Annotated in this window: 17 protein-coding genes; 5 read left to right on the forward strand and 12 right to left on the reverse strand. The window is 45.4% G+C overall.

Annotated features, from left to right (window positions below):
* Window positions 1-109: 109 nt before the first annotated feature.
* From R7190_RS07970 to R7190_RS07990, 5 genes are read right to left on the reverse strand one after another with little or no spacing between them, the layout of a single operon-like run.
* Window positions 110-970 (reverse strand): (2Fe-2S)-binding protein, encoded by an 861-nt coding sequence (locus tag R7190_RS07970; protein ID WP_186585426.1) that lies wholly within the window; start codon window positions 968-970, stop codon window positions 110-112.
* The gene (locus tag R7190_RS07975) at window positions 970-1,773 is read right to left on the reverse strand and encodes an ABC transporter ATP-binding protein (protein WP_186585428.1); all 804 of its coding nucleotides are present in this window, start codon (window positions 1,771-1,773) and stop codon (window positions 970-972) included. The genes R7190_RS07970 and R7190_RS07975 overlap by 1 nt, the downstream gene beginning before the upstream one ends.
* Window positions 1,773-2,735: a FecCD family ABC transporter permease gene (locus R7190_RS07980; RefSeq protein WP_186585430.1), complete on the reverse strand. Its 963-nt coding sequence runs from the start codon at window positions 2,733-2,735 to the stop codon at window positions 1,773-1,775. Before R7190_RS07980 ends, R7190_RS07975 begins: the two co-directional genes overlap by 1 nt.
* Window positions 2,735-3,718 (reverse strand): FecCD family ABC transporter permease, encoded by a 984-nt coding sequence (locus tag R7190_RS07985; protein ID WP_186585432.1) that lies wholly within the window; start codon window positions 3,716-3,718, stop codon window positions 2,735-2,737. Before R7190_RS07985 ends, R7190_RS07980 begins: the two co-directional genes overlap by 1 nt.
* On the reverse strand, window positions 3,702-4,661 hold the full coding sequence (locus R7190_RS07990; protein WP_047101249.1) for an ABC transporter substrate-binding protein: 960 nt from the start codon (window positions 4,659-4,661) through the stop codon (window positions 3,702-3,704). The genes R7190_RS07985 and R7190_RS07990 overlap by 17 nt, the downstream gene beginning before the upstream one ends.
* A 142-nt stretch (window positions 4,662-4,803) precedes the next feature.
* On the opposite strand from R7190_RS07990, the gene R7190_RS07995 reads away from it, so the two are divergent.
* Entirely contained in the window at window positions 4,804-6,948 is a 2,145-nt protein-coding gene (locus R7190_RS07995) for a TonB-dependent receptor (RefSeq protein WP_186585434.1), read from the forward strand.
* Window positions 6,949-7,566: 618 nt separating this feature from the next.
* Here the strand turns inward: R7190_RS07995 and R7190_RS08000 are convergent.
* From R7190_RS08000 to R7190_RS08020, 5 genes are all read right to left on the reverse strand, one after another.
* Window positions 7,567-8,610: a GMP reductase gene (locus R7190_RS08000; protein ID WP_005373458.1), complete on the reverse strand. Its 1,044-nt coding sequence runs from the start codon at window positions 8,608-8,610 to the stop codon at window positions 7,567-7,569.
* 436 nt (window positions 8,611-9,046) lie between these two features.
* Entirely contained in the window at window positions 9,047-10,588 is a 1,542-nt protein-coding gene (locus tag R7190_RS08005) for an NAD(P)H-hydrate dehydratase (RefSeq protein ID WP_186585436.1), read from the reverse strand.
* Window positions 10,589-10,674: 86 nt separating this feature from the next.
* Window positions 10,675-11,112 carry a PAS domain-containing protein gene (locus R7190_RS08010; protein WP_005373463.1) on the reverse strand — a complete coding sequence of 146 codons (438 nt, stop codon included), beginning with the start codon at window positions 11,110-11,112 and terminating at the stop codon, window positions 10,675-10,677.
* Window positions 11,112-12,116 carry a response regulator gene (locus R7190_RS08015; protein ID WP_005373466.1) on the reverse strand — a complete coding sequence of 335 codons (1,005 nt, stop codon included), beginning with the start codon at window positions 12,114-12,116 and terminating at the stop codon, window positions 11,112-11,114. The genes R7190_RS08010 and R7190_RS08015 overlap by 1 nt, the downstream gene beginning before the upstream one ends.
* 367 nt (window positions 12,117-12,483) lie before the next feature.
* Complete coding sequence (locus R7190_RS08020; protein ID WP_005387688.1) at window positions 12,484-13,392, reverse strand: aldo/keto reductase; 909 nt, start codon at window positions 13,390-13,392, stop codon at window positions 12,484-12,486.
* A 95-nt stretch (window positions 13,393-13,487) separates the two neighbouring features.
* Between R7190_RS08020 and R7190_RS08025 the strand changes: the two genes are divergently transcribed.
* Entirely contained in the window at window positions 13,488-13,901 is a 414-nt protein-coding gene (locus R7190_RS08025; protein ID WP_005387686.1) for a helix-turn-helix domain-containing protein, read from the forward strand.
* Here R7190_RS08025 and R7190_RS08030 read toward each other — a convergent pair.
* Entirely contained in the window at window positions 13,882-14,496 is a 615-nt protein-coding gene (locus tag R7190_RS08030; RefSeq protein ID WP_250157666.1) for a hypothetical protein, read from the reverse strand. The two genes, R7190_RS08025 and R7190_RS08030, sit on opposite strands and share 20 nt — an antisense overlap.
* Window positions 14,497-14,968: 472 nt before the next feature.
* Between R7190_RS08030 and clcA the strand changes: the two genes are divergently transcribed.
* Window positions 14,969-16,372, forward strand: coding sequence for a H(+)/Cl(-) exchange transporter ClcA (gene clcA, locus R7190_RS08035; RefSeq protein ID WP_186585438.1), 1,404 nt, complete (start codon window positions 14,969-14,971; stop codon window positions 16,370-16,372).
* A 261-nt stretch (window positions 16,373-16,633) separates the two neighbouring features.
* Window positions 16,634-17,581, forward strand: coding sequence for a TDT family transporter (locus R7190_RS08040; protein WP_005373475.1), 948 nt, complete (start codon window positions 16,634-16,636; stop codon window positions 17,579-17,581).
* 45 nt (window positions 17,582-17,626) lie between these two features.
* On the opposite strand, the gene folE is transcribed toward R7190_RS08040, so the two are convergent.
* Window positions 17,627-18,280, reverse strand: a complete 654-nt coding sequence (gene folE, locus R7190_RS08045; protein WP_005373478.1) for a GTP cyclohydrolase I FolE — start codon at window positions 18,278-18,280, stop codon at window positions 17,627-17,629.
* 287 nt (window positions 18,281-18,567) lie between these two features.
* On the opposite strand from folE, the gene moeA reads away from it, so the two are divergent.
* On the forward strand, window positions 18,568-19,803 hold the full coding sequence (gene moeA / locus R7190_RS08050) for a molybdopterin molybdotransferase MoeA (RefSeq protein WP_045412151.1): 1,236 nt from the start codon (window positions 18,568-18,570) through the stop codon (window positions 19,801-19,803).
* The last annotated feature ends 2 nt before the right edge of the window (window positions 19,804-19,805 follow it).

The raw sequence follows: 19,805 nt of genomic DNA on the forward strand, positions 1-19,805 counted from the left end.
CGCAACTACAGTAGACCATAACTTTGCTCTAAATCACATAAAACCTTTTCAAATAAGCGACTTTTACTGAAATTACATGTGGTCAATAAAAAATGATAATTTATCGATTTTACTGAAATAACCCAAGCATGTTCATACGCATGATGTTTTCTTGGATTTCTGAATCGTGCAAGTTACAGGTTGAGCACTTCTCTTTGCCTTCAATTTTGTATTTCAGACAGCACGTTTCTCGTCTCACGTAGAGCTTTTGAAAGCCATTAAAGGTCACCTTTTTTACCGTGTTTAACTCACCGCCTTTTGGTGTTACCGCGTTAAATAGGTTTTGCTGCCACTTTGATGCCGCTTGCACGTCTAGATCTAACCTGTCATTGGCTAATGGTTGATGCGCAAGTTTAGAAAACGCCAAATCACACGCGTACAAGGCATTCCCCCAAAACACTTTCGGGCTAACTTTCTGCTTTTTGTACAGCGGCACCAATGGCTCAGAGAGCGTCGTAATGAATTGCGCAAGTTTCTCATCTAAAGCCAGTTCTGACTCCACTTGCATCGCGTTTTCGTTACCAGCCTCAAGAGCAAAGAAAGGCGTTGCACTCAACACTTCAATGCTTGCGATACGATGGTCTTCACCAATGGTCAGATACAGATCATCGAGTGTTAACTGCAACACGCGATCAAACACCACACGGTGACCGACCAGCGACGTCAACAAAATCGCGTTGAACACTTTCTGCCAGATAGGCACGGCAAAAGGCAGCTTTGCCTCAATAGAGTTTGCGTAATCTTGCACAACAGCAGGAAAATCACGCTCAAACCATTCACTGGCTTTAATGCCTTTCGGCTGTTCAACAAAACGTAAGCGGAAGAAAGGTTCGTGTCGATTCAAGATGGCTTGCTGCTCGGTGATGCTCAGCGTTTTAACATTCTCAGGCAAAGCCACCAAAGTACGAAACTGATTAAACAGGTTTTCCATTAACGCGCTTCCTCACGAACATAAGCTTTTGGTAAACAGTAAACGTAGCCATCAATGACTTCCATTTTTCCTTCCACTTTAAACACCGATTCAAGGGTCGATTCAGTGAGCACATCCAAAGGCGATCCCTGTTTTAAAATCTGACCTTTTTTCATTAGTACCAGTTCATCGCAGAACTGCGCAGCTTGGCTCAGTTCATGCAGAACATAAACAATGGTTAAGTTGCGTTCCTTGTTCAACTTATCGAGTACTTCGAGTAACTCGAGTTGGTGACCTAAATCGAGATAACTGGTTGGTTCATCTAGCAATAACCACTGTGCTTCTTGCGCCAAACACATCGCCAGCCAAACGCGCTGACGCTCACCACCCGACAACGTACTCACTACACGCTTTTCGTAACCAGACAACCCGACAGAAGCAAGCGACTCAGTCATCACTTCTTGGTCACGCTCACTATTGCCCTGATACCACTTGCGATGAGCAACACGACCAAGCGCAACAAGCTGCTCAACCAATACACCTTCTGGTGCCGTAGGATGTTGAGGCAGAATCGCAATGTGTTTAGCGAGATCTTTAAGCTTCCATTGGTTAAGCGCTTTGCCTTTAAAAGTCACGTCGCCTTTTTTCGCTTTTATCGCACCGGTTAAGGTCTTCATCAGCGTACTTTTACCGCACCCATTTGGACCAATGAACGCCGTTACCTTACCTTCTTGAAGACGGATGTTCACATCGTTCAAGATCATCGTATCGTTGTAGCCTGAGGTGAGCGATTGCCCTTCAAGCCCTTTTGAAGATAGGGTCATTATGAGTGTTTCCTTAACAAGAAGAGGAAAAATGGCACACCAAGCAGTGCGGTAATCACGCCCGCTGGAATTTCGGTTGGGAACAGTAAGTGTTTGGCTAAAACATCTGAAAGTGCGAGGAAGCCAGCGCCGAAAGTCAAAGTCATAAACATGGTTCGCAAAGGATCATTCGCACTGAGCAAACGTGCAATGTGCGGAATCACCAATCCCACAAAACCAATTGGCCCAACGGCTGAGACGGCGGGCGCGGTAATAAATACTGTGCCTAACAAAATCCCCAAACGCAGCAAAGCACCGTTGATACCAATGCCACGCAAAATCGCGTCATCGTAGCGTACCCATTTCAATGGCAAATACACCAAAATAATGAACGCTAAACAGGCCAAGAACCAAGGCAAAAGATAACTCACTTGTTCCCAACCTCGGCCGTACATACCACCCGCCATCCATTGCAATGCGATATCGGTTTTACCCTGACCAATAGTGAAGATTAGCGCCGAACTCAACGCGCCAAGAATCGCCGTGATCGCTACACCTGTGAGTAGAGTGAGACTGGTATTTCCGATTCGGCTAACGATCAAAACAGGAATCGCACTGAGCAAACCACCCGCCATTGAAAACAGCAGCAACGCGCTTTCTGTGGTGATATTCCAATTAAACCAAGCGGGCAACAAAATCGCACAAACAGCACCAAGAGAAGCACCAGCGTTCACCCCTAAAATACCGCTGTCTGCCAACGGGTTTTTGAGGGTGGTTTGCAGCAATAAGCCTGATACTGCCAGCATCATACCCGCCATAATCGCCAGCAAAAATCTTGGTAACGTTAGCGACCAAAATGGGTGGTAAGTACCGCGAGTAATAAACAGTTCACCTGCTTGTCTAAGCTCTGGGTTAGAAGCGATAAACAGTGCAGGAGCGAACACCAGCAAAGCCAAGCAAGGGAATAAGAAACGCGTTTTCATTATTTCCCTCTCAGCTCACGAACAATCAACATAAGAAACCAAGGCGCACCTAAAGTCGCGGTAATGACGCCAATCGGAATTTCCAACGGCATAAGCAGGGTTCGAGAAAGGAGATCTGCTGCGGTAACGAGTGCCGCACCAATCAAAGCTGCACCGCCAAGTCCCAACCCCATCATGCGAGCGAGATGAGGGGCAACAAGGCCAACAAAACCGACAGGACCAAATGCACCAACCGCAACCGCAGTAAGCACGACAGAGACAAAACCAAACGCCAATCTATAACGGTTAATCGCGATACCTAAACCACGAGCAACCGTGTCATCCAGCAGTAAGTAACCACGCTGTCGATGTGTCACCGCAAGCAATATAAACGCAGGAATGACGGTATAAACAAGCGGCGTAAACACCGACCAATTCGCGCCTGCGTTACTGCCCGTTAACCAGAAAAACAGTGACTCACTGTCTACGCGATCCGACAGAAGAATGTAGGTCACCGCTGCTTGGCAAAACGCACTCACGGAAATGCCAGCTAACGCCAAACGCGCTGGTGTGACGCCCTGTTTCCAACTAATGGATAAGGTAATGGCACCGCCAAGCAAACCACCTACAATCCCCCAAAACAACGTTGGCAATGGCAGCAAAAACATGGTCGCCGTCAACACGCTAAGCGCTGCGCCAGACATCACACCGGTCAGGTTTGGAGACGCTAACGGGTTGCGAACGATGTCTTGCATGAGCGAGCCGGATACCGCCAACGCCGCCCCACCAAAGAGTGCGATCAAGGTACGAGGTAAACGTAGTTCCCAAAACACTAAAGATGCTTGGCTGCTTGAATCAGGAATCAAAAACGCCATGATCTGCTGGGCATCAAAATGGTAAATGCCACTCGACAAAGACACATAAACCACAGCTAGTAACAAAGCCGTCGCCAAACTGCGAACCATCACCGCACTTGGTTTGGTTATCCTAAGAACATGAGCCATTGATCACCTCATAAACTCGTTCAACAGAAGGCGCAGGGAAAAGATCGGGATACACTTTGTGGGCGATATCCATCGCGACCCAAATTCGTGAAAGTGGCCCTTCTGGCTCTCGCCATGTCATATCAACCAAGTAAACTCGATTGTTCTTCACCGCTTTTAGGCTTTGCCAAATTTTCGATTCGGTAAATTGTGGCTCGGCGTTCTGGTACATAAAAATCACATCGGGATCGAGTTTTACCAACCACTCAAGACCCACTTGCCCAGAAAAAGGCGTTTTCGTCGCGTACGGCGAGTCACCATTCGCACTTCGGATATTCAATTTTTCCATAAGAGCAACGGACATAAAGTGTGAGTAGTATGCTCGCGGAGTGACGCCTGCACTTGTCAGAAATAAACCAGAAAACTGTCTATTACCGAGCTTTGATTGCATTTCATCAAGAAAAGTCTGAAAACACATATTTAGTGATTTCCCTTGCTCTTCTCGCCCCATTGCCATGCTTGCACGCTCTACCGCAGAAAAACTGTCTTCTAAAGTAATCAAATCAAAACCGAGAGGCGGTGCGATTTCGACGAAGCGCTGATAGTAAGGCTCTAACATTCGCCCCAAACCAACAACCAAATCTGGCTTCGCATCGTACAAAGCTTCAAAGCTGGTTCTTGAACGATTACCAAGACTTGGCACGTCATTTAAAGCAGAAAGATAAGGAGGAAATCCACCAGGATAATCGGATACACCAACAGGCTTCTCACCCATTGCTATTACTAGCTCTGCACCAAAAGTAGACACGCTTGCAACACGCGGGAAATGGGTCACATTCGACGTCGAAATAGTATGGTCTAGATCATCGACAACTGATGCGTTTAATCCACTTGCATAAGCAAGCTGAATAGACAGCATTTGGCTAATTATTGAAATGATAACGACTGCTGTAAAACTGCCCATTAAATTACAAATGATAATTATTGATATTTACATTACTTCTTTGCGTGCTAGACTACCACGTAATTACAAAGTGCTCAATAATCGCTAGCTAAATCAATTTATTAACAAGTTTATAAAAGACAACTTTTAGTTGCAGGAAGCTATGAAACTCAAACTATCTAAGCTAAATATTGCAGTGGTAAGTGCAATTACTCTTTCACCTTTCGGCGTTTCAGCGGAAAGTAACGACCAAGTCCAAGCAATGGAAACAATGGTTGTTACCGCAAGCCGTTCTCAACAGCTGCTTAACGACGTTCCTCGCTCTGTGACCGTTATCGACCAAGCACAACTTCAATCTCAATTGAACCAAAGCCGCAGCATCAACGATGTGCTTTCAACCTTGGTTCCAGGTATGGGGACTTCTGTTCACGGTAACCTGAGCAGCAAAGGTCAAAACCAAATCCGTGGTCGTCGCGTTCTGCTATTGATTGACGGTGTTGCACAAAACAACAGCTTCCTAGATTTTGGCCAAGAGTTGTCGGCGATTGATCCGCAAAACGTTGAGCGTATCGAAGTTATCCGCGGTGGTTCTGCGGTATACGGCCTTGGCGCACAGGGCGGTATCATCAACGTGATCACCAAAATGCCAGAAGAAGGCGCAGTAGAATATCGCACTAAAGTTGGCACAAGCTTCCAAGAGTTTGGTAGCGATGCGTTCACTTGGAACGTTTACCAAGAAGCGACTGGCGGTGATAAGAAAGATCAATGGCGTTTAGGTCTGGGTTACGAGCAACGTGGCGGCAGCTACGATGCTAACGGTGACCGCCTACCTTCGGTAAACAACGAAGATGACATGGACAACCTAAACGTAAACGGCGTTTGGAACCGTAACATCGACGAAGATCGTTCACTGACTTTGACTGTTGGCGTTCGTAACATTACTGACAACGACGGCTGGTGTGCAGCGAATGGCGATGCAGCTAACGGCAAACCTGCCGAAGCGGTTCACTGTGGCCCAGGTTACAACAACGGCGTTGCAGGCAAAGATGGCGCGAAACCAAACGATGTGACACGTACGTTCGCTAACTACCAAGCGCGTTACCAAGATCTGGGCTTTAGCTTAGGTATGCTCGATGTAACGGGTTACTGGATGGCTCAAGATACTGAGACGTTCACGCTTGCGATGAAAGATAAGAACCCAAATTCTCCAACCTTTGGTCAAACGCTATATGGCCACAACGAGACAGATTTTGATCGTTTCGGCGTGAAAGCCAACATCTCTAGCCAAATTGATTGGGCATTCGTGACTTGGGGTATGGACGTTGAACAACAGTCGTTCAAACAGCCAAACAGCGTCGGTTTCTACAACAACACACCGGATGTAGAGCAATTTGCTATCGCACCATTCGCACAGTTCATTACTGATGTAAGCGATAACACAGTTCTTTCTTACGGTATCCGTTACGAGTACGTTCGCCTAAGCGTGGATGATTTCACGGTAGGTAACACGCACAACAATGCAGGTGATCAAGTTCAAGGCGGTGATCCGTACTTTGACGAGTTCCTATTCAACATTGGTGTGACACACGATCTGACCGACAACCACCAGCTGTTTGCATCTTTCGCGCAAGGTATGTCAACGAACGAAGCACTACGTGACATTCGTTCTGGCAACAGCTCAACAGTTGAAGGTGCTATCAAGCCAATTACTACTGACAACTACGAAGTGGGTGTGCGTGGTTTCCTTGGTGAAGCGGACTACTCTCTTGCAGCGTTCTACAGCGAATCTGACCTAGGTTCGACACTGAACGTAAACGAAGCCGGCGATGCGCTAGAAAGTACTCGTGCACCAGAAAAAGTTTGGGGTGCGGAAGCAACGCTTGGTTACAGCATTCTTGCTAACCTTCGTACAGACAGCACGATCTCTTGGCAAGAAGGTGAGCGTAAACTTAACGAAGACAGCGGCTGGGAACCACTAGACGGCACGCGTATCGCACCATTGAAAGTAACGTCTGTTATCAGTTACGACGCTTACGAATTCGGTCGCTACAACATGACGCTGGTTTACTCAGGCAACCGTGATAAAGAAGATGAAATCACTTCTGGCGCGAAATACGCAGTAGACAGCTACTTCGTTGCAAACGCTGGTGTGGACTACGATCTTCCGTTCGGTACGTTAAGCTTCGCTGTTGAAAACCTATTCAACGAAGACTACATGACGGCGTACGCGCAATCAGAGCGTAACAACTCACGTTACTACAACGCACCGGGTCGTCGCTTCCACTTGAACTACGAAGTGAAATACTAAACTTAAAACACAGAAAATGCGCTTAATCAGATTAAGCGCATGTCTTTCACTTCTACTGTTATATTCGTGATTTATTACCTTAAAATTCAAATTAGTGCCGGGTACTAGCTTTGTTTCCTAAATCAGGCAACTAAATCTTCAACCCATGAGCTGAGCAGCTAAGTTCACTCATATACTTAGGCTAATAGCCAGCCTCGCTACAGAACAACCAATTGGAAACACAACAACCAAGCTTTAATCACCCACTGTTAACGGACATTTTTAATTAAGAGACGGTTCAGCTATGGAAGCAAATCAAGCAAGGGAACCAACCTGGAAGACCTCGCCTATTTAATGACTTAGCGATTACGATGGCTCCTATGGTTAAGCATGTATTTTCATTGCCGCTTAGTTAAGTTTGAGAAATTACAATGCTCAAGTTGGAAAAACCTACGCCATGATAGAAGTGTTAAACAAACTCACTTAGCTAGGTATTTCATCCTAAAGCAGATATAAAATAGCCCCTTCAAAAATGTCATAAACATAAAAAGCAATAGACTTATGAAGAGGCAATATTAAATTATGGTTGCACCAAATATCAATATATGGTTGCTTTTACACTTTTTACATTCAGTCGATTTACTCTTTACCGAACACGTTGTTCTCTTGTTCTTGAACACGGATGAATGTAGTACGCTTGGTTAGCTCTTTAAGCTTTGCTGCACCTACGTATGTACATGTTGAGCGAACGCCGCCAAGGATGTCTTGAATAGTGCCGTGAACACTACCACGGTATGGCAATAATACGGTTTTACCTTCGGCCGCACGGTAGCCAGCGACACCACCTGAGTGCTTGTCCATCGCGCTCTTCGACGACATGCCATAGAATTTCATGAACTTCTCGCCGTCTTTCTCGATCACTTCGCCGCCTGACTCTTCGTGACCCGCTAGCATCCCACCTAGCATTACGAAATCCGCGCCACCACCGAATGCTTTCGCTACGTCACCCGCACAAGAACAGCCACCGTCACCGACGATCATGCCACCAAGGCCGTGCGCTGCATCACCACACTCGATGATTGCAGAAAGCTGCGGGTAACCAACACCCGTTTTTACACGAGTTGTACATACAGAGCCTGGGCCGATACCCACTTTAACGATGTCTGCACCAGCTAGGATTAGCTCTTCACACATATCACCAGTAACCACGTTGCCTGCAGAAATGACCTTGTCTGGGAACTCTGCTCGCACGCGTTCAACATACTCGACCAAATGCTCTGAGTAACCATTTGCAATGTCGATACAAATGAAAATAAATTCATCTGAAAGTGCCATGATGTCTTTGGTTTTTTGGAAGTCTGCGTCAGATGTCCCAGTAGACACCATAACGTTATTCATGGTTACTTTATCTGCTGATTTAGCAAACTCAGCCCAATCTTCTACCGTGTAATGTTTGTGAACAGCGGTCATTACACCATGCTCAGCCAGCGCTTTAGCCATTGCAAAGCTACCAACCGAATCCATGTTTGCTGCGATTACCGGCACACCAGACCATTGACGACCACTATGCTTGAATGTAAAATCGCGGGTTAAATTTACTTGAGAACGGCTCTTAAGGGTAGAACGTTTCGGGCGAAACAGTACATCTTTAAAACCTAACTTAAGTTCTTGTTCGATACGCATTGTGTAATTCCTTGATTCATATGTATATGTGTCATTTCAGAGTGCGTAGTGATTTCGTTGGCAGACGAGTTCACTGTTCTTCGGACACAAAAAAACCGGAGCGTTGGCAGACGCTCCGGTTTTCAGCATTATAGGCTGTGATTTATTTCCTACAAGTCTGATATTTGAATTTTTTTTGTGATACCATCTTGAAAATCGCATATCAAAAACGCTCCCCAAGTCACCAAAACCTCTTATTATTTATAACTATCAACAACTTGAGAAAGCACTTAAGTTAACCCATTGCGCAAACCTTTGCGTCATATCTTAAAAATTAAAACGCATCACCTCTCAAATCTGCCTAAAACTCAATCACCTAATACTAAGATGCCCTGCTAATTCGTAAAAAAGTACTCAAAAAAATCGACCAATTTTCTCTGCAATGCATGAAATCTAATTAATTTCGATAGAGCTCTTGGGTGATAGCGGTACGAAGAGTGCTAACGACATCACTTGCCAAAAGACCAATTTGACCATGCTGACTAACGTTTATATCAGCAGCATGACTGTGAAGTACCACACCTAAACGTGCGGCAACAGAAATTGGTAAACCTTTGGCTAGTAATGCACCAATGACTCCAGATAACACATCTCCCATTCCCCCCGTCGCCATTCCGGCGTTACCCGCTAGACAGACGTACATTCTCGTTCCATCGTAAATAAGCGTCCCCGCGCCTTTTAAAACCACTACACCGCCATAACGCTCTTGCAGTTGTCTTGCAGCAGAGTATCGGTCACTTTCTATTTGTTGAATGGTTACATTTAGTAGTCGAGCAGCCTCTCTAGGATGCGGCGTGATCACTCGATGGTTGTCGTACACCAGAGTGCCATCGCATCGCTGGCTCAGCATCGCTAGAATATTGAGGCCATCAGCATCAACAACTTTAGGTTTCTGCTCTTGAGCCAGATATTGATAGGCTTGATAAGCCCACTCATCATCTCCAAAGCCAGGACCAAACACTAATACGTCAGCCCAGCGAATGCGTTTAGTTAAGTCGTTCTCAGTATCCCTGAGTAAGTCAGCGGTGATGCTCTGGCTCATTACTTCTGGGCAACCAACCTGCAGTGGAATAAGGCTACTCGTGTGAGTAATTGCGGCAGTTAAACCCGCTCCGGCTCTAATCGCAGCGGAGGAACATAAACGAATCGCTCCAGACATCCCTTGATTGCCACCAACACAAAGCAACTTCCCGTTGTCACCTTTATGGACCGTTGGATTTGGCTTGGGCATTAATCTTGAAACAACCTGATGATCAATACCTAATGCACTTTCTACTTCGATAGTATCAAACTTAGTATTGACGCCTAAACCACAAAAGTAGAGCTCGCCAACTCGATCTCTCGCTTGTCCAGTGCATAAGCCTTGTTTAACCCCAATGAAGGTTACAGTATGCTCGGCACGAATAGCATCACCTAAAACTGCACCTGTATTAGCACACAGACCAGAAGGAACGTCGACTGCAATCACAGGGGTATGAATTTGATTAATTTGGTCAATATAGCGACGATACTCCGAACGAACCTCACCGCTTAAACCAGTGCCTAACATGGCATCGATGATCACATCTGCTTCTAGCAATGCGGTATTCCATTCATCCCAATCATTGTTAACACCGTCGATTGACTGCCAGTCTTCGTATGCGCGCAAAGCATCACCTTTTAGCACAGATACATCACCAATTTGGAAAACATGTACATTGAGTTGAGCTTGTTTCGCAAGAGATGCAAATACGTAACCATCGCCACCGTTATTCCCTTTACCGCAAATCACTAAGATATTTTTTGATTTAGGATACAGATGTAAAAAGCGCTCATACACGGCCATACCAGCGCGTTGCATTAAGCTATACATAGAAACACCAGCCATTTGCGCAGCCAGCGTTTCACCGTTTTTTACTTGCTCTGCGGTGTAGAGTTTTAGGGCGAGATTAAAGTCCATATTCACGTTCTACGCATTGGGAAACACAATTATAAGTATACAAAAAAGCCAAGGCGGACCTTGGCTTTTGAGAAAGTTTTTTATCGCTATTGATTCTGAGACATCAGAGCTTCAGCCGTCGCGTCTTGTATAGACAAAAACAACGAGTTGATTTTTCCAGTCGGTGTGCGCATTGGGTTCAACGTAACATTCTGGTACATAAACTCCGCTTGCTGCGTAACTGGTCGAACATTGCGACAGCAGAATAAGTAAGGTCGTTGTCGCCATGTGATGAAGCTGCGACAGCCTAGGTCATACACTGGTTTTGTTTTTAATTTAAACCACTCCTGTGGGATTTCAGGGAAGATATCAAATATAGAACGACCTATCGCATCATGAGACTGCAAACCACTGTGATGAGTCATAAACCCATTCCAGACCTGTACATTGTAATCTCGATCAATGACCACTAAGCCCATGTCAACGTTTTGTACCATATCCACCATCCAATGGAATTGTTCAAACTCTGCTGGCATATTCAACATTAGAACTCCTCCATTAGATAAGACAGTTTGTTATCAAGCAGCGGCAAGGATTCGTCCACAAACATAAACAACAAGTCACAACGAATCGACGTTCCTTCAATGTTGTAGCTCACTTCGAATGTCATCGTGCGGCTGAATGCTCCAGTTGTAGATTCAATGATCGAGTCAATTGAGATATGCTGACCAAGGAGTACTGGTGGACTTTGGAAGAATCGGACTTCAGACTGCTCGCCTAAACCATTTAAGAACGACCCCACCAAAATATTAGAAATATCCATTAGCAGCTCAAGCTCTTCTAGCTCTTCGCTGTCTGCTGGTACTTTCATCAACTTTTTGAGATCAGATACGCTTGAATCACTCAAAATCACTAGCGCTTCGCCAGCAATACCTTCGCCACAAAATCCCTGACAAACACCCGATACGTTGTCATGCGACGCCAAGTCGCGTAGGGCCATGTGAAGTTCGCTCACTTCAAAGATATTGACGTTCGGCAGAGGTAGTTGCACAAACACATCAAAGTGACGCGCCAATGCATCGGCTGCTCGACCAATTGAAACGTTAGCCACTTCCATGTAAATATCGCGACGACGTAAAATCGGTAACTCAATAGAGACAGGCGTGATAATTTGAGGACGAGGTTCTGGCTCGACCAACTCTTTAAGCGCCTTCTTGAGTTCATCTTTGGCGATCGGTTTTTGAATAAACGCTTTTGCACCCAGTGCGAACACGCGCTCTTTCGCTTTAGGTTGGATATCCCCCGACACAACAACCACCGGAGTTTTATCCCCCAACCGTTGCATGTGCTCTAGTGTTTCAAAGCCATCCATTTCTGGCATGGTCAAATCAAGAAACATCAATTTAAACTCGTTTTTTTCGAGTTCTTCTAGCGCGTTTTTTCCGTGGATAGCAAACGTAATATCGGCATTCAATGTGGCTGGTAGTGATCTCGCCATCTGTTTGCGTGCTAACGCTGAATCATCACAGATGAGTACGGGAAAAGACATTCAATCACCTTTTTATATTCCACAATCTGCGCCGGAGTCTAACAGATTGTTACAGCATGTAATACGAGAAAACTGACGAGTTTTTTATTTCTTTATTATTCAATAAGCATACGCAATATGAATGAATGAGTGAACAAAATGACTAAAAAGCAAGCATCACATTCGCTGTTTAGTGACATAAAACAAACATGGGTAAAACTCCTCCACCCAAAGTAAGCAAAAAGTTGCAGCTAACATCCAAAGCCCATTTTTGCTCGAATTTCATTCTTTCCATTTCCATAATGGGTAAACAGTAACGCGCTAAAACTAAAAAGGCACCCTGCTAGAGGATGCCTTTAATAACAATTTCATCGATAAGATATCAATTCTATGGCACACCATGACCTTTAGAAGCCACCCATACGCGATACCATTGCTCTCGAGTAAGTTCGATGTTCAATGCATTAACTGCAGTTTGCACACGCTCGATTTTACCAGAGCCAATGATTGGAATAGGGTTAGATGGCAAACGACGTACCCAGGCATAAATTACTTGGTCAATACTCGCTGCGCCCACTTCTTCACGAATTGCTTCTAATTCGTTACGGACACGAACAGCTTGCTCACTGTCACCACTAAAAATTGAACCTCCACCGAGGCAAGACCAAGCCATTGGTCGCGTACGCAACATTTGCATTTGGTCAAGCGTTCCATCGTGAGCAACCTCAAAGTTAAGTGGGTTGATTTCCACTTGGTTAGTAACCAACGGCTTACCTAAGCGAGATTGCAGCAGTTCAAACTGGCGTGGAGTGAAGTTAGACACGCCAAAGTGCTTCACTTTGCCGACTTTGTGAAGCTCAGAAAATGCTTCTGCAACCTCGTCCGCATCCATTAACACGTCAGGACGATGAATTAAAAGTACGTCGATTTCATCCACATTCAAACGTTCTAGCGAATTATTCACCGATTGGTAGATATGTGCTGAGCTCGTGTCGTAGTGATTGATCTTACGCTCTGGCGTTTTATCGCCACACAAATTGATGTCGCATTTCGTCACGATCTGAATTTGCTCACGAACACTCTTGTCTAAAGCTAACGCTTCACCAAACAACGCCTCACACTCGTAATTACCGTAGATGTCGGCGTGATCGACTGTCGTAATGCCTAACTCAATGTGTTGCTTAAGAAATGACAAACGCTCTTGAGCCGTCATTCCCCACTCAACTGCACGCCAATATCCTTGAACCAGCTCTGAGAACTCTGGGCCTTTTGGTGCAGTTACTACTTTTGCAACCATGGGTTTTCTCCTTCAATTGATCTGCATTCATCGTAGTCTTGTTTTCGTACCAGCTCAACGGGTAAACTTTCGCAATTCGAACTGGAGTACGAAATATGTCTTTTGCCCAACGCCTAGCCACCCTGATCGGAGAAGAAAGCATCAGCGGGTTCGCTCGACGCGTCGATGTGTCTGAAGCTTTAATACGCAAATACCTTAAAGGCAGTGAACCTAGCCTAACCAAAGCAAATCAAATTGCAATGCGCGCCAATTGCTCTCTCGAATGGTTAGCAACGGGATGTGGTTATTTATATCGCCGTGCTGAAGTCGTGGATATGGATGCGTACAAACTTGCCTTTCAACACGTTATGAATCAGCCGTTGTCAGACGATGCAGAAGAGCTACACCGCAAGCTAATCGCAGGCTATCAATACCTGCGCGCTCACAAAAAATCGGATGGTTTTTTGGATGAGTCTGCAATGGCGACCTTCCTATCTCTCCATAAAGAATCTAAAAACGAGTCACTTTGACCTCGATAATTTCGCCATCACTGCGCAATTGCACATTTAAGGACGGTGATGGCGTCAGAAACTCGTCCGGTTTTACCCAAAGCAAACTTCGAATCGTTTCTTGTGGATAGCGGTTCATCAACAAAATAACTTCTTTATCGACAAGCTCGGAAGATTTCTTTTCCAGAGCTTCAACGACATCATAGTGTTCTTGTCCGATAGTAACTCTGCGTAAAACTAACCCATCCTTTCTTAAGTTGAGAAGTAAGTCATTCAGACGCTGCCACTCGTATTCAGTGAGAAACGAGAACTGAGCACTTTCTCTTCTCAAAACCACTTCACCATACAAGTGCTGCTGGTAGTACGAAAAATCATCCAAACAAAATGCGCTGATAAACGTTGAATTGTCTAGCAGCTGCACTTCGCAACTATACCAGCTCCCACTTTTTTCTATACGTTCTTTTAGATTGGAATATGGCATAGCTGACAACGTGTCTTGCCACCAGCTCGGCGTTGAAAGTGCCGGAAACGTTACCGAACAAAAACATAAAGAAAGTAAGAGTCGAAGATAAAAGCGCATGCACTGCTCTAGTTGGTTGACATCGAACCAAGACATTACTAACTGCAAGAAAATGTTCAAGAGAAAAATAGTGGCAGGTGGCGATGAAAGTTATGGTGATGAAAGTTATAACGCAGAAATTAAGAAGGCGCACATGTGCGTGCGCCTCTACCTCGTTACTCAATCGTGAGTGTGCGAATCGGCGATGTCTATTGATGCATCCCGAACATAAAACGAGGACTTACCGTAGGGTTTGAATCCATCCAAATTGTGTGTAAAACCTCACATCCCTCCTTCTGAAGCAGTCATGTTGCTTTACATTTAAAGAATGGTTCATTTTTCTCAAAAAACAAGTTTTTTATCCTAAATTATGAGAGCAATAGCACAATCTGAGTGAATGAATAATATCGCGACACTTCAAACACTCAATAGTGAAAAGCTAAATTGCATCTTTATTGATTAGGTCTAGACTCTGCGAAGCGTATACTTTCTTTCGTCCCTTCCCCCCCGGCAACAGGAGAGCTTGTTAATGACCAAACGCGAGAGAATTGTGAAATCTGTGTTGGCGCACGTACCGAAAGATGCGATTAACCAGTTTGTCTCTCGAGGGTCAACACCATTTTCTGTTCTCATTATGGCCGCCATTGTGGGTACGTTGGCTGGTTTTGTCGGTACGTATTTCGAGCTTGCCGTTCATTTCGTTTCTGAAACACGAACAGAATGGTTAAGAAGCGAAATTGGTAATGTTCTACCGTTGTGGCTGGCAGCGGTTCTCATTAGCGCACTTTTAGCTTTTATTGGCTATTTTCTTGTGCACCGCTTTGCGCCAGAAGCGGCAGGTTCTGGTATTCCTGAAATCGAAGGGGCAATGGATAGTATTCGTCCAGTGCGCTGGTGGCGAGTTCTACCAGTAAAATTCTTCGGCGGCATGGGCGCACTTGGCTCAGGTATGGTGCTGGGTCGTGAAGGCCCAACCGTTCAAATGGGGGGCGCTGTTGGTCGAATGGTGACCGATATATTCCGCGTAAAGGATGACGATACCCGCCACTCCCTGCTCGCTTCTGGTGCTGCTGGCGGTTTGGCTGCGGCTTTTAATGCCCCACTCGCAGGCATTATGTTCGTTGTGGAGGAAATGCGACCTCAGTTTCGCTACTCTTTGATCTCAATTCGCGCAGTGATCATTTCTGCCATTATGGCGAACATAGTGTTTCGCGCCATCAACGGGCAAGACGCCGTTATCACTATGCCGCAATACCAGTCGCCAGAGCTTCAAACCCTATGGCTGTTTTTATTGCTTGGCGCATTGTTTGGCGTGTTTGGCGTGATCTTCAATAAACTGATTACCGTGGCACAAGACAGTTTTGTCGCCATTCACAAAAACGATCGTAAGCGCTACTTGATTGTGGGTTCGCTACTGGGAGGCGTGTTTGGTTTGCTTCTTTTGTACGTACCCCAACTAACTGGTGGTGGTATCGGCCTTATTCCTGACATTACTAACGGTAACTACTCGGTATCTATTTTAGTTTTGCTTTTCTTTGGTCGCGTAATTACAACCCTGCTCTGTTTTGGTTCTGGTGCGCCGGGAGGCATCTTTGCACCTATGCTTGCTCTGGGAACCTTATTTGGCTATGCGTTCGGAGCAAGTGCTGATGTCTTGCTCCCTGCGCTTGATATCGAGCCTGGTGTATTTGCGATTGCGGGCATGGGTGCCCTGTTTGCTGCAACGGTACGTGCACCGATTACTGGTATTCTGTTAGTGATTGAAATGACGAATAACTACTACTTAATCCTGCCATTGATCATTACTTGTTTGGGCGCTGTGATTATTGCTCAATTGTTGGGTGGACAACCTATTTACAGCCAGCTGCTGCATCGTACAATCAAAAACGAAAAGTTACGCCAGCAGGATCTACCGGAGAATCAATCAACATAACATTCTCTTTGTTATCACTTCGCTCCAGACTATCGAAGGGTTTGGAGCGATAAACTCTGCATTTTTACATCTTTTCCCAAATATTCGATACCAAACTCACAAAATTATCATTCTCTGATATTTGCTCACCACCTTTCATGAGAAACCCCTCTCCATACTTGTTAGTATTCGCTACTTAAATAGAGCATTTCATCCAAATCGTCATGTTTCGTTTCATTCAGGCAAAAATCAAATGGAGTAGATTTGAACTGGAGAAGACTTGTGCAGTTTTATAGTGTCCCGCCGTCTCAAGCCGCGTTGGCACTAGGTATGATAGGTTTAGGGCAAGCTTGGGCACTCTATGTTCCTGAGATTGGTGAACCGATACGCCCATTTTTGGCGTCACTCGGCGCACTTTTACTCGCCCCTGTACTCATAAAATATGCCGCTAATCCACGATTATTCATGGTCGACATTCGTCACCCGCTGAGTGGTAGTTTAATGGCACCAATGAGTATGGCGTTACTGATCCTTGCAGATTATCTTGCCGCTGTAGCGCCTATCATCGCTTATCCACTTTGGTTTATGGCGCTTTTGCTGCATTTTACTATGATGGTGCTGTTTTTTAGCTTTCAGCTAATGAACTTCAAAATGTCCAATATCGTACCGAGTTGGTTTCTTTATCCGGTGGGGCTGATCAGTAGTTCACTAGCCGGTTCTCAACTAGGTCACAACTTATTCTCCGAAACGCTAGCGATGATGTGCATCGGCATTTATTTCTTCATGCTGCCACTCGTGTTGTATCGTTTGGTGTTTTTCGGCTCTCTACCAAGGCGAGCAAGACCGACCCTCGCGATTATGGCCGCGCCGGTAAACTTATCATTAGCAGCATACTTGGTGAACTTTCCCTTACCTGATCCGATACTAACAGGCGCATTGGCCGGGATCGCCATCACTATGACTTTATTGATCTACTTATGTTACTTCCGCTTACTTCGCTTGAAGTTTCAACCTTCTATCGCGGCAGTAACCTTTCCTTCCGTGATCAGCGCTATCGCAATGCATCGCTTAACCTCTTTTTTTGCCGAATCGCACCCTCACTGGCACTGGCTACACGACTTTGGTTTTCTAGAGCTCAGTATCGCGACTGTATTGGTTGTTTGGGTATCGGCAGGTTACGTCAAAATGTATTGGCCAGAAATCATGAAGTCATTTTCTAAACAAGCATAAAAAAAGGATGGCGTTTGCCATCCTCTTAGAAACTTGCTTAGTTACCTAGCGTAAACCGTGCAGAAATTCGGCACGTGTTGCTGGATTGCTTTTGAAGATACCACCCAACGCTGTCGTCGTCGTTTCGCTGGTTGCATCCATCACACCGCGAGATTTCACACAGTAGTGTGTTGCGTCAATTGTCACTGCTACATCATCAGACTCAAGCAACGTTTGAAGTGCAACAAGAATCTGCTGAGTCATACGCTCTTGAACTTGTGGACGCTGGGCAAAGAAGCGAACAATACGGTTGATCTTTGATAGGCCAATGATCTTGCCACGTGGAATGTAAGCCACAGCAGCTTTGCCATCGATGGTCACAAGGTGGTGTTCACAAGTGCTGGTCACGGTGATGTCCTTCACGCGAACCATCTCGCTCACGTTCATCTTGTTCTCAATCACTGTGATTTTAGGAAAGTTGGAGTAATCCAGACCAGAGAAGATTTCGTCAACGTACATCTTAGCAATGCGGTGAGGGGTCTCTTCTAGGCTATCGTCGGTAAGGTCAAGTTGAAGTAGACCTAAGATCTCACGCATGTGGTGTTCGATCTTCTCTTTCTTCTCTTCACGACTTACGTTGTTTGGACGCATTGGCGTTTCCAAACCGCGTTGCTCTAGCGCTTCTTTTACTAACTTCGCTGACTCGCTAAGACCTGACATTCCACTTCCTCTTTTGTTACTTCCGCTTCAATACAAACCCAATCAAAATTGCATTCATATTTTTCGCTTTGAGCTGCTCAGTTTCGTGTCTTTACACCAAGTCACATCAAATATAGGTACTGAGCTGATTTTATTGAGCTCCGCGGGCTTTTTACCCCTTTCGGATGGCTGACAAGGATACTCGGATTTTTGAATAATTACACCCATATTTTATAGGTGGACATTCTTACTCGGTCCCCTTTTTATGGTAAAGTTGCCACAAAACAAAAGAACACAGGATTTTCTCAATGGGCTGCTGCGACGCACCTGGCTTGATGCCAATTGAAGAAGCGATGGACAAAATGCTATCGCGAATCAAACCTATCCAAACAACGCTTTCTCTTCCACTTGCTGAAGCACTCGGTTTTGTACTGGCAGAAGACATCCTGTCTCCTATTCACGTACCGCCATTCGATAACTCAGCAATGGATGGCTACGCTATTCGCATTCAAGATCTTGAGTCATCTTCTGTATTGCCTCTGGCAGGTAAATCATTTGCAGGACAACCTTTTGAAGGTGAATGGCCTCAAGGTACCTGTGTTCGCATCATGACTGGCGCAAAAATCCCACAGGGTTGTGATGCCGTTATCATGCAAGAAAACACAGAAGTAACGGATACTGGTATTCAGTTCAACCAAACTGACGTGAAGCCGCAAAACAACATCCGCCCAACAGGTGACGACATCAAACAAGGCGACATCGTACTGGCAAAAGGCGCACGTTTAACACCTCGCGATATTCCGATGATTGCGTCTCTTGGTGTGAGCCATGTGACAGTAGTACGTAAGCCAAAAGTTGCTTTCTTCTCTACTGGTGATGAACTTAAACCACTAGGCGAGCCCCTAGACGAAGGTCAAATCTACGACAGTAACCGTTACGGCATTAAACCGCTTATTGAGAACTTCGGTTGTGAAGCCGTAGATCTTGGCATCATTCCAGATTGCCCAGAGACTCTAAAAGCAACCTTTGAACAAGCGCAAACATTGGCAGATGTGGTTGTGACCTCAGGCGGTGTCAGTGTAGGCGAAGCGGATTACACCAAAGACATCCTTGAAGAACTTGGGGAAATCGGTTTCTGGAAGCTAGCAATCAAGCCGGGTAAACCTTTCGCATTTGGTAAGCTAAGTACAGCTTGGTTCTGTGGTCTGCCAGGTAACCCGGTTTCTGCAGTCCTTACTATGTACGTGCTTGTTCAACCAATGCTGGCAAAACTTGCAGGCCATACCGAATGGAAAGCACCCGAGTCTATTCCAGCAACAACCAAAACCGCCTTTAAGAAAGCGCCAGGTCGTACCGATTACCAACGTGGCATCTATACATTGGAAGATGGCAAGTTTGTGGTTGAAACAACCGGTAACCAAAGCTCTGGTGCATTCCGCTCAATGAGCCTAGCGAACTGTTTTGTTGTATTGGAACGTGAACGCGGCCGAGTTGAAGTGGGCGAAACGGTTCAGATTCAACTATTCAACTCAACCCTTTACTAGGA

The sequence above is a fragment of the Vibrio sp. 1078-1 genome, from assembly GCF_033340475.1.